Here is a 7,146-nt window from a genome sequence, read left to right as displayed (position 1 = left end):
ACGACGCCCCGCCCCGCCGGTCCCGCCGACCCCGCGACCGGCGCCGCCGGGCAGGGCAAGGGGCTCGAGGGGTGGGGCACCCCGGCGCTGGTGCTCGGCGTCATCGCGGCGGGGAGCGCGTGGCTCTTCGGGTGGGTCGGGATCGTCGCGGGCCTGGCAGCGGTCGTGATCGGCGGCGTCGGGGCGCGGAAGGCGTTCCACGACCCGGAGCGCTCGGGCGGAGCGGCCCTCGCCGGGCTCGCCCTGGGCCTGGTCGGGCTGATCTGGGGGCTGGCGCTCGTCGTCCCCGCCCTGCTCGGGACCGGTACCTTCGGTCAGGGGCTGACCCTCGACCAGTGCATGGGGCAGGCGAAGGGCCAGCAGGAGCAGCGCATGTGCGCCACCCAGCACCTCGACGAGTACCGCGCCCGGTTCCCGGGGCGCACCGACAGCTAGCGTTACGGAGCAGCCATGACCGCCGCCGGGCCGCCGGTGGGTGTCCTCGCCCTCCAGGGCAACGTCGCCGAGCACCTCGACGCGCTGCGCGCCTGCGGGGCCGACCCGCGCCCGATCCGCCGTCCGGCCGAGCTCGAGCAGGTCGCCGGGCTCGTGCTGCCCGGGGGCGAGTCCACGACGCTGTCGAAGCTGCTCGTCGCCTTCGACCTGCTCGACCCGCTGCGCGAGCGCCTCGCCGCCGGCCTGCCCGCGTTCGGCTCGTGCGCCGGGATGATCCTGCTCGCCCGCGAGGCCATCGACGCCCGCCCCGACCAGCACCAGCTCGGGGCGCTCGACATCGTGGTGCGCCGGAACGCGTTCGGCCGCCAGGTGCAGTCGTTCGAGACCGACCTGTCGGTCACCGGGGTCGGCGGCGGCCCGGTCCGGGCGGTCTTCATCCGCGCGCCCTGGGTCGAGTCGGTCGGGCGCGGGGTGGACGTCCTCGCGCGCGTCCCGTCCAGCGTCGGCGGCGCGGCGTCCGGGAAGATCGTCGCGGTCCGCCAGGGTCCGGTGATGGCCACGGCCTTCCACCCCGAGCAGACCGGCGACGCCCGCCTGCACGACCTCTTCCTGCGCCGGGTGCGCGAGTACGCCGCCTGACCCGCGCGAGCTGGGTCGTCCCCGGCCACCCAGGTACCGTGGGTCCGGTGAGCACCACGACCCCGGCCTGGCGTGAGCTGGACTCGGGCGCCTGCTCGATCGCGCGCACGCTGACGGTGATCGGGGAGCCCTGGACGGTGCTCGTGCTGCGCGACCTGCTCAACGGGATCCGCCGCTTCGACGAGCTCGTCACCCACCTCGGCATCGCCCGCAACGTCCTCACCCGGCGCCTGGCCACCCTCGTCGACGCGGGGCTCGTCGAGACCCGCGAGTACCGCGAGCCCGGACGACGGGCCCGCCGTGAGTACCGGCCGACGGCGGCCGGGCGCGACCTGCGCCCGGTCCTGCTCGCGCTCATGGCCTACGGCGATCGGCACCACGCCGGGCCGGAGGGTCCGCCCGCGGTCGTCGAGCACGAGTGCGGCGCGCCCGTCGAGGTGCGCGAGGTCTGCGCCGACGGGCACGTGCTCGGCCCGACCGACCGGGTGCGGACGCGTCCGGGACCCGGAGCCCGACGCCGGCCCGGGGCGGACGGGGCCGACGCGGCCACGGGCTAGGAGACTCCGCCCGCCCTACGATCACGACCCGTGCGTCGATCCGTGCTCGTGCTCGTCGTCGGGCTCACCGCCGCCCTGCTCGCGGGCTGTGGCAGTTCCGGCGCGCAGCGCGACGCCGCGCAGGCCTTCCTCGACGCCTGGGGGCGCGGGGACGTCCCGGCCGCCGCCGCGGCCACGGACGACCCGCCGGCCGCGACGGCGGCGCTGACGCAGGCCGACCGCGGACTCGGGCTGGGCGCCGGCACCCTCACCGCCGGCGACGTCGCCGGGGACGGCACCGTCGCCTACAGCGCGTCGTGGGCCCTCGACGGCGTCGTGGACCCCTGGCGCTACGACGGCCGCGTCGGCACGGTCGAGGCACCCGACAGCACGTGGCGGGTGCGCTGGGCGCCCAAGGACCTGCACCCGCGTCTCGGGCCGGGGCAGTCGCTCGCGGTCACCCGGGCGTTGCCGCCGCGGGCCGCGATCACCGCCGCCGACGGGACCCCGCTGGTCGCCGCCACGCCAACGGTGACCGTCGGGATCGTGCCCGCCCGCACTCCGGACGTGCCGGGGGTGGCCGCCCAGCTCGCGGCGGCCCTGCACATCGACGCCGCCGAGATCGTCGCCGACGCCGCCCGCGCCCAACCCGGGGACTTCGTCACCGTCATCACGCTGCGCCGACCCGACTACGACGCGGTCCGCGACCGGATCCGCGACCTGCCCGGCACCGCGTTCCGCGAGGGCCTCGCCCAGCTGGGCCCGGCGCCGCACTGGGGCCAACCGCTGCTGGGGCAGGTCGACCAGCCCAGCGCGGAGGACCTCCGGGCGGCCGGTCCCGGCTTCACCGCCACCGACGAGATCGGCACCGGTGGGCTGCAGCAGGTGTTCAACGACCGGCTCGCGGGCGCCGCGACGGCCACGATCGACGTCGACGACGCCGCGGGCCGCCCCGTCGAGCGGCTGGCGAGCTTCCCCGGCCGCCCCGGGGCCCCGGTGCGCACCACGCTCGACGCGCGCGTGCAGCAGGCCGCGGAGACGGCGCTGACCGGGGTGGCGCCGACCGCGGCGATCGTCGCGGTGCGGCCCTCGGACGGCGCGGTGCTGGGCGTCGCGAACTCCACCGCGGCGCCGTTCGACGTGGCGCTGGCCGGGCGTTACCCGCCGGGGTCCACGTTCAAGATCGTGACCGCGGCGGCCGCGCTGCACGCGGGGCTCGTGACCCCCGACGCCCCCGTGGCCTGCCCCGGGACGACGACCATCGGCGGACGGGTCATCCCCAACGAGGACGGCTTCGACCTCGGCACCGTGCCCTTCACCGACGCCTTCGCCCGTTCCTGCAACACCACGATGGCCCAGCTCTCCCAGCGCCTCGCCCCGGACGCGCTCGGCACGGCGGCGGGCTGGTTCGGCATCGGTGCGGGGTGGGGCCTCCCGGTGGACTCGTTCGACGGCGCCTACACGCCGGGCGGGGATCCCGCGGCGGTGGCGGCCGACGCGTTCGGGCAGGGCACCGATCTGGTCAGTCCGCTGTCCGAGGCGCTCCTGGCCGCCACCGTCGTCCGGGGGTCGGTCCCGACGCCGACCCTGGTCCCGGACCGGCCGACGGCGGTCGCCCGGCCGCCGGCCGCCGTGCCGCCCGGGGTGACCACGGCGCTCGCGCCGATGATGCGCGACGTCGTGACCCGTGGGACCGCGCCGGAGCTGGCCGGGGTGCCGGGCGGGCCGGTGTCGGGCAAGACCGGGACCGCCGAGCACGGCACGCCGCCCCTGGCCCACTCCTGGTTCACCGGCTACCGGGGCGACCTGGCGTTCGCGGTGTTCGTGGAGGACGGGCAGACCGGCGGGGTGCCGGCCAACCCGATCGCCGCGCGCTTCCTCACCGCGCTCGGCTGAGGCGCCGCCCTCAGGGGCGCAGGATCAGGCAGCTCGACGTCGCCTCGCCGAGCAGCCGGCCCGCCGCGTCGGTGATCGAGGCGCGGGCCAGCGCCGTCCGCCGCCCCGAGGAGACCACGATCCCCTCGCACCGCACCGGCCCGGTGTCGGCCGACATCGGGCGCAGGAAGCGCACCGACAGGTCCAGGCTCGTGTACCCGACCCCCGCGGGGAGCGTGGACTGGACCGCGCACCCGCAGGCCGAGTCGAGCAGCGTCGCGAAGATGCCGCCGTGCACGGAGCCGATGGGGTTGTAGTGGTACTCGGCCGGCTCGAGGACGAAGACGACGCGCCCCTCGTCCACGGACTCGATGCCCGCGCCCATGGTCGCCATGATCGGGGGCGGCGGCAGCTCCCCGTCGAGCATGGCCCGCAGGAACTCGAGCCCGGAGCGCTGCGGGGCCTGCGCGGCGAGCGCGCGCGGGTCCTCCCAGGTGTAGGTCCGTTCCCGGACGACGACGTCGGTGCTCACGCGGGACCTCCTGAGTTGCGCATCGGAACCCAGACGCTAGGACCTCCCCGGCCGCCCGGCAACGGTGGTCACGTCACACCGGTCCCCGGGCCGTCCCACCAGGGAGGTCGCTCCTCGCCTAGACTGGTGGGCCGAGGCAGGAGAGCGCGACGACGCCGGCGAGCCCGGTTCGGGTCGCGCCCCGTGCCGTCGTCGGAACCATCGCGTCGCCCCCGTGGGCCGGCGCGGGTGAGCGCCGGGGCGCCACGGCACACGCGTGAGGACGAAGGGCGGAACAGCCATGAGCGGCCACTCCAAGTGGGCGACGACGAAGCACAAGAAAGCCGCCATCGACGCCAAGCGCGGCAAGATGTTCGCGAAGCTCATCAAGAACATCGAGGTCGCGGCGCGGACCGGGGGCGGTGACCCGGCGGCCAACCCGACGCTCTACGACGCCATCCAGAAGGCGAAGAAGACCTCGGTGCCGAACGACAACATCGACCGGGCCGTCAAGCGGGGGTCCGGGGCCGAGGGCGGCGGCGCGGACTACCAGGCCATCACCTACGAGGGCTACGCGCCCGGCGGCGTCGCGGTGCTCATCGAGTGCCTCACCGACAACAAGAACCGCGCGGCCGGCGAGGTCCGCACCGCGATGAACCGCAACGGCGGCGCCATGGCCGACCCGGGCTCGGTCTCCTACCTCTTCAACCGCAAGGGCGTCATCCTCGTCCCCAAGGAGCAGAGCTCCGGCGAGATCGGCGAGGACGACCTGCTGCTCGCGGTGCTCGAGGCGGGCGCCGAGGAGGTCAACGACTATGACGAGAACTTCGAGGTCGTCTGCGAGCCCGGCGACCTGGTGGCCGTGCGGACCGCCCTGCAGGACGCCGGCATCGACTACGACTCCGCGGAGGCGGCCTTCGTGCCGTCGATGAACGTCGAGGTCGACGCCGACGGGGCCCGCAAGGTCCTGCGCATCATCGACGCCCTCGAGGACTCCGACGACGTGCAGAACGTCTACTCGAACTTCGACGCCCCCGACGAGGTCATGGCCGAGGTCGGGTGACCCGGACGGCGGGTCCCGACGACGGGCGCCTCGCGCCGGCGGTCATCGCGCCGCTGCTCCCCGAGCAGGCGGGCGAGGCGCTCACCGTCCAGTACGCGGCCTACCTCGCCGAGGGTCGCCGGTACGGGACGACCGAGATCCCGCCGCTGGTCGAGACCCGCGACGAGCTGGTCTCGGACCTGCGCCGGCCCGACGTCGTGGGCCTCGCGGCGTGGCTCGGCCCGCGCCTGGTCGGGTCGGTGCGCCTGCGCGGGGTGGGTGGGCCCGACCCGGTCGCCTTCGTGCGCTTCTCCGTCGCGCCCGACGTGCAGGGGCGCGGTATCGGCGCGGCGCTCATGGACGCCGCGCACGCGGTGCTGCCGTCCGGGACCACGTCGTGGCTCGTCACCGGCGTGGACAGCGCGGAGAACCTCGCCCTCTACCGGCGGCGCGGCTACACCGAGCGCGGCCGCGAGCGGGACGCCGCGGGGGTCGCGCTGGTCCGGATGGAGCGCACCGCTCCCTGATCGAGTGGCCGTTCGGCGCGGCTGCGTGATCCGGACCGTCACCGTCGGGCGTCCCGGCCGTTGCGGTGGGGAGAACGGCCACGCGTGGGTGCACCGGGAGGCGGAGCGACGATGACGACGAGTCCCGAGCGTTCGGGGGCCGCGCCCTGGTACTGCAGCCACGAGTCCTCGCGGGCCGCGACCTCGACGATGGTGGCGGCCGGCCTGGTCGCCACGGCCGCACTCATGGCGTGCGTCGGCCTGCTGGTGGCCGGCGACGAGGTGTCCGCCCTCGTCGCCGCGATGGTCATGCTCGTGGCCGGAGCGAACACCTGGTCGGCGGGTCGCAGCCGGAGCTGGTGGCAGGCCGACCCGACGCCGGTGCCCGAGGCGCGGCCGCGTCCCGCACCGGTGGCGCCGCCCCGCCCTCACCTGCAGGCCGCCGCGCCGGTCGTCGACGCTCAGGGGTACGTCAGGCGGGATCCGAGGCCCGCCGAGCTGCGTGGTGTGCCCGGCGCCGCGGGTGCGTCCCGGTCGGTCCCCGCCCCCGACGCTCAGGGGCACGTCCGGCAGGGGCCGAGGCCCGCCGAGCGGCCTGGTGTGCCCCTCGCCGGCGCGCCCCGGCCCGAGCCGCGGGTCGTGCGCTTGGCTGCCGTCACCGCCACGCCTCCCCGAGCACCTCGGGGCGCCGAGAGCACCACCGTGTCGCACGACGACGGTCCGGACGACGAGCCCACGGCCTCGTCGCGGGCGAGCCACATCGCTCCGGCGTCGGCGGCGGCCCGGCCCCGTCGTCGCACGGCGCCCGTCCGGCCGCTGAGCCGGCGGGTCGCGGGCACCCGGCCCTCCTAGCGACCGACGGGGAGCCCGCCGGCCCCCGTCAGGCCTCGCGGGCCTCCGGGAAGGGCGCCACCGGCTGGCGTCCGCCGAGCTCGGGCACGTGCTTGTAGAGGGTGGAGCGGCTGACGTTGAGCATCCGCGCGATCGAGGCGACGGAGTTCTCCGGCCGGGCGAGCATCGTGCGGGCCTGGTGGACCTGATCGGGCGTCAGGGCGGGCGGCCGCCCTAGCCGCTGACCGCGGGCGCGGGCCGCGGCGAGACCGTCCCGCGTCCCCTCCACCAGCAGCTCGCGCAGGAAGTCGCCGAGCGCCTCGAAGACGTCGAAGACCACCCCGCCGCCCGCCACCGTGGAGTCCAGGCCCTCGTGCAGCGCCCGGATGCCCACGCCGCGCGTCCGCAGGTCGTTCACCAGGGTCACGAGCTGCGGCAGCGAGCGGCCGAGCCGGTCGAGGCGCACGACGACGAGGGTGTCGCCCGGGCCCAGGGAGGCCAGACACGAGTCGAGCTCCGGCCGCGCCGTGCTGCCCCGGCTCGAGGCCCGGTCGAGATAGACCCGCTCGCATCCCGCGGCGAGGAGGGTGTCCCGCTGCTGCTCGGGGCTGCCCACGTCGGGGGAGTTGGCCGAACCACGCCCATAACCGACGGCAGCGCCGGACGGAGCCGGTGGCTCCGCCGCGAGGAGATCGCGATCCTGCACTCGGTTCATGCCGAGAATAGTAGGAGAATGCCGACGGCGAGGCGATTCCCCCCCTCCGAAATCGG

At 76.2% G+C, this 7,146-nt stretch carries 9 protein-coding genes; 7 read left to right on the top strand and 2 right to left on the bottom strand.

Annotation, left to right across the window (positions count from 1 at the left end; genetic code table 11):
• The 4 genes from AC0CYZ_RS14570 to AC0CYZ_RS14555 form a co-directional block, all read left to right on the top strand.
• Nucleotides 1-435 (top strand): hypothetical protein (locus AC0CYZ_RS14570; RefSeq protein WP_472216508.1); only part of this gene is annotated, 435 nt, incomplete at its 5' end.
• A 15-nt stretch (nucleotides 436-450) separates the two neighbouring features.
• Entirely contained in the window at nucleotides 451-1,074 is a 624-nt protein-coding gene (gene pdxT, locus AC0CYZ_RS14565; RefSeq protein ID WP_472216507.1) for a pyridoxal 5'-phosphate synthase glutaminase subunit PdxT, read from the top strand.
• Between the two features lie 47 nt (nucleotides 1,075-1,121).
• A complete protein-coding gene (locus tag AC0CYZ_RS14560; RefSeq protein ID WP_472216505.1) occupies nucleotides 1,122-1,631 on the top strand; it encodes a winged helix-turn-helix transcriptional regulator in 510 nt (169 codons plus the stop codon).
• 30 nt (nucleotides 1,632-1,661) lie between these two features.
• On the top strand, nucleotides 1,662-3,506 hold the full coding sequence (locus tag AC0CYZ_RS14555; protein ID WP_472216503.1) for a penicillin-binding transpeptidase domain-containing protein: 1,845 nt from the start codon (nucleotides 1,662-1,664) through the stop codon (nucleotides 3,504-3,506).
• Between the two features lie 10 nt (nucleotides 3,507-3,516).
• On the opposite strand, the gene AC0CYZ_RS14550 is transcribed toward AC0CYZ_RS14555, so the two are convergent.
• Nucleotides 3,517-4,017: a PaaI family thioesterase gene (locus tag AC0CYZ_RS14550; protein ID WP_472216501.1), complete on the bottom strand. Its 501-nt coding sequence runs from the start codon at nucleotides 4,015-4,017 to the stop codon at nucleotides 3,517-3,519.
• 280 nt (nucleotides 4,018-4,297) lie between these two features.
• Here AC0CYZ_RS14550 and AC0CYZ_RS14545 point away from each other — a divergent pair, with 280 nt between their 5' ends.
• The 3 genes from AC0CYZ_RS14545 to AC0CYZ_RS14535 all read left to right on the top strand — a co-directional run bounded on the left by AC0CYZ_RS14545 (nucleotide 4,298) and on the right by AC0CYZ_RS14535 (nucleotide 6,396).
• Complete coding sequence (locus AC0CYZ_RS14545; protein WP_472216499.1) at nucleotides 4,298-5,059, top strand: YebC/PmpR family DNA-binding transcriptional regulator; 762 nt, start codon at nucleotides 4,298-4,300, stop codon at nucleotides 5,057-5,059.
• On the top strand, nucleotides 5,056-5,565 hold the full coding sequence (locus AC0CYZ_RS14540) for a GNAT family N-acetyltransferase (RefSeq protein WP_472216497.1): 510 nt from the start codon (nucleotides 5,056-5,058) through the stop codon (nucleotides 5,563-5,565). The genes AC0CYZ_RS14545 and AC0CYZ_RS14540 overlap by 4 nt, the downstream gene beginning before the upstream one ends.
• Nucleotides 5,566-5,676: 111 nt before the next feature.
• Nucleotides 5,677-6,396, top strand: coding sequence for a hypothetical protein (locus AC0CYZ_RS14535; protein WP_472216495.1), 720 nt, complete (start codon nucleotides 5,677-5,679; stop codon nucleotides 6,394-6,396).
• 28 nt (nucleotides 6,397-6,424) lie between these two features.
• Here the strand turns inward: AC0CYZ_RS14535 and AC0CYZ_RS14530 are convergent, their stop codons facing one another.
• Nucleotides 6,425-7,090, bottom strand: a complete 666-nt coding sequence (locus AC0CYZ_RS14530) for a recombinase family protein (RefSeq protein ID WP_472216493.1) — start codon at nucleotides 7,088-7,090, stop codon at nucleotides 6,425-6,427.
• Nucleotides 7,091-7,146 lie beyond the last annotated feature (56 nt).

This window comes from Actinomycetospora sp., from assembly GCF_055612215.1.
This window is presented reverse-complemented; position numbering and strand designations above follow the sequence as displayed.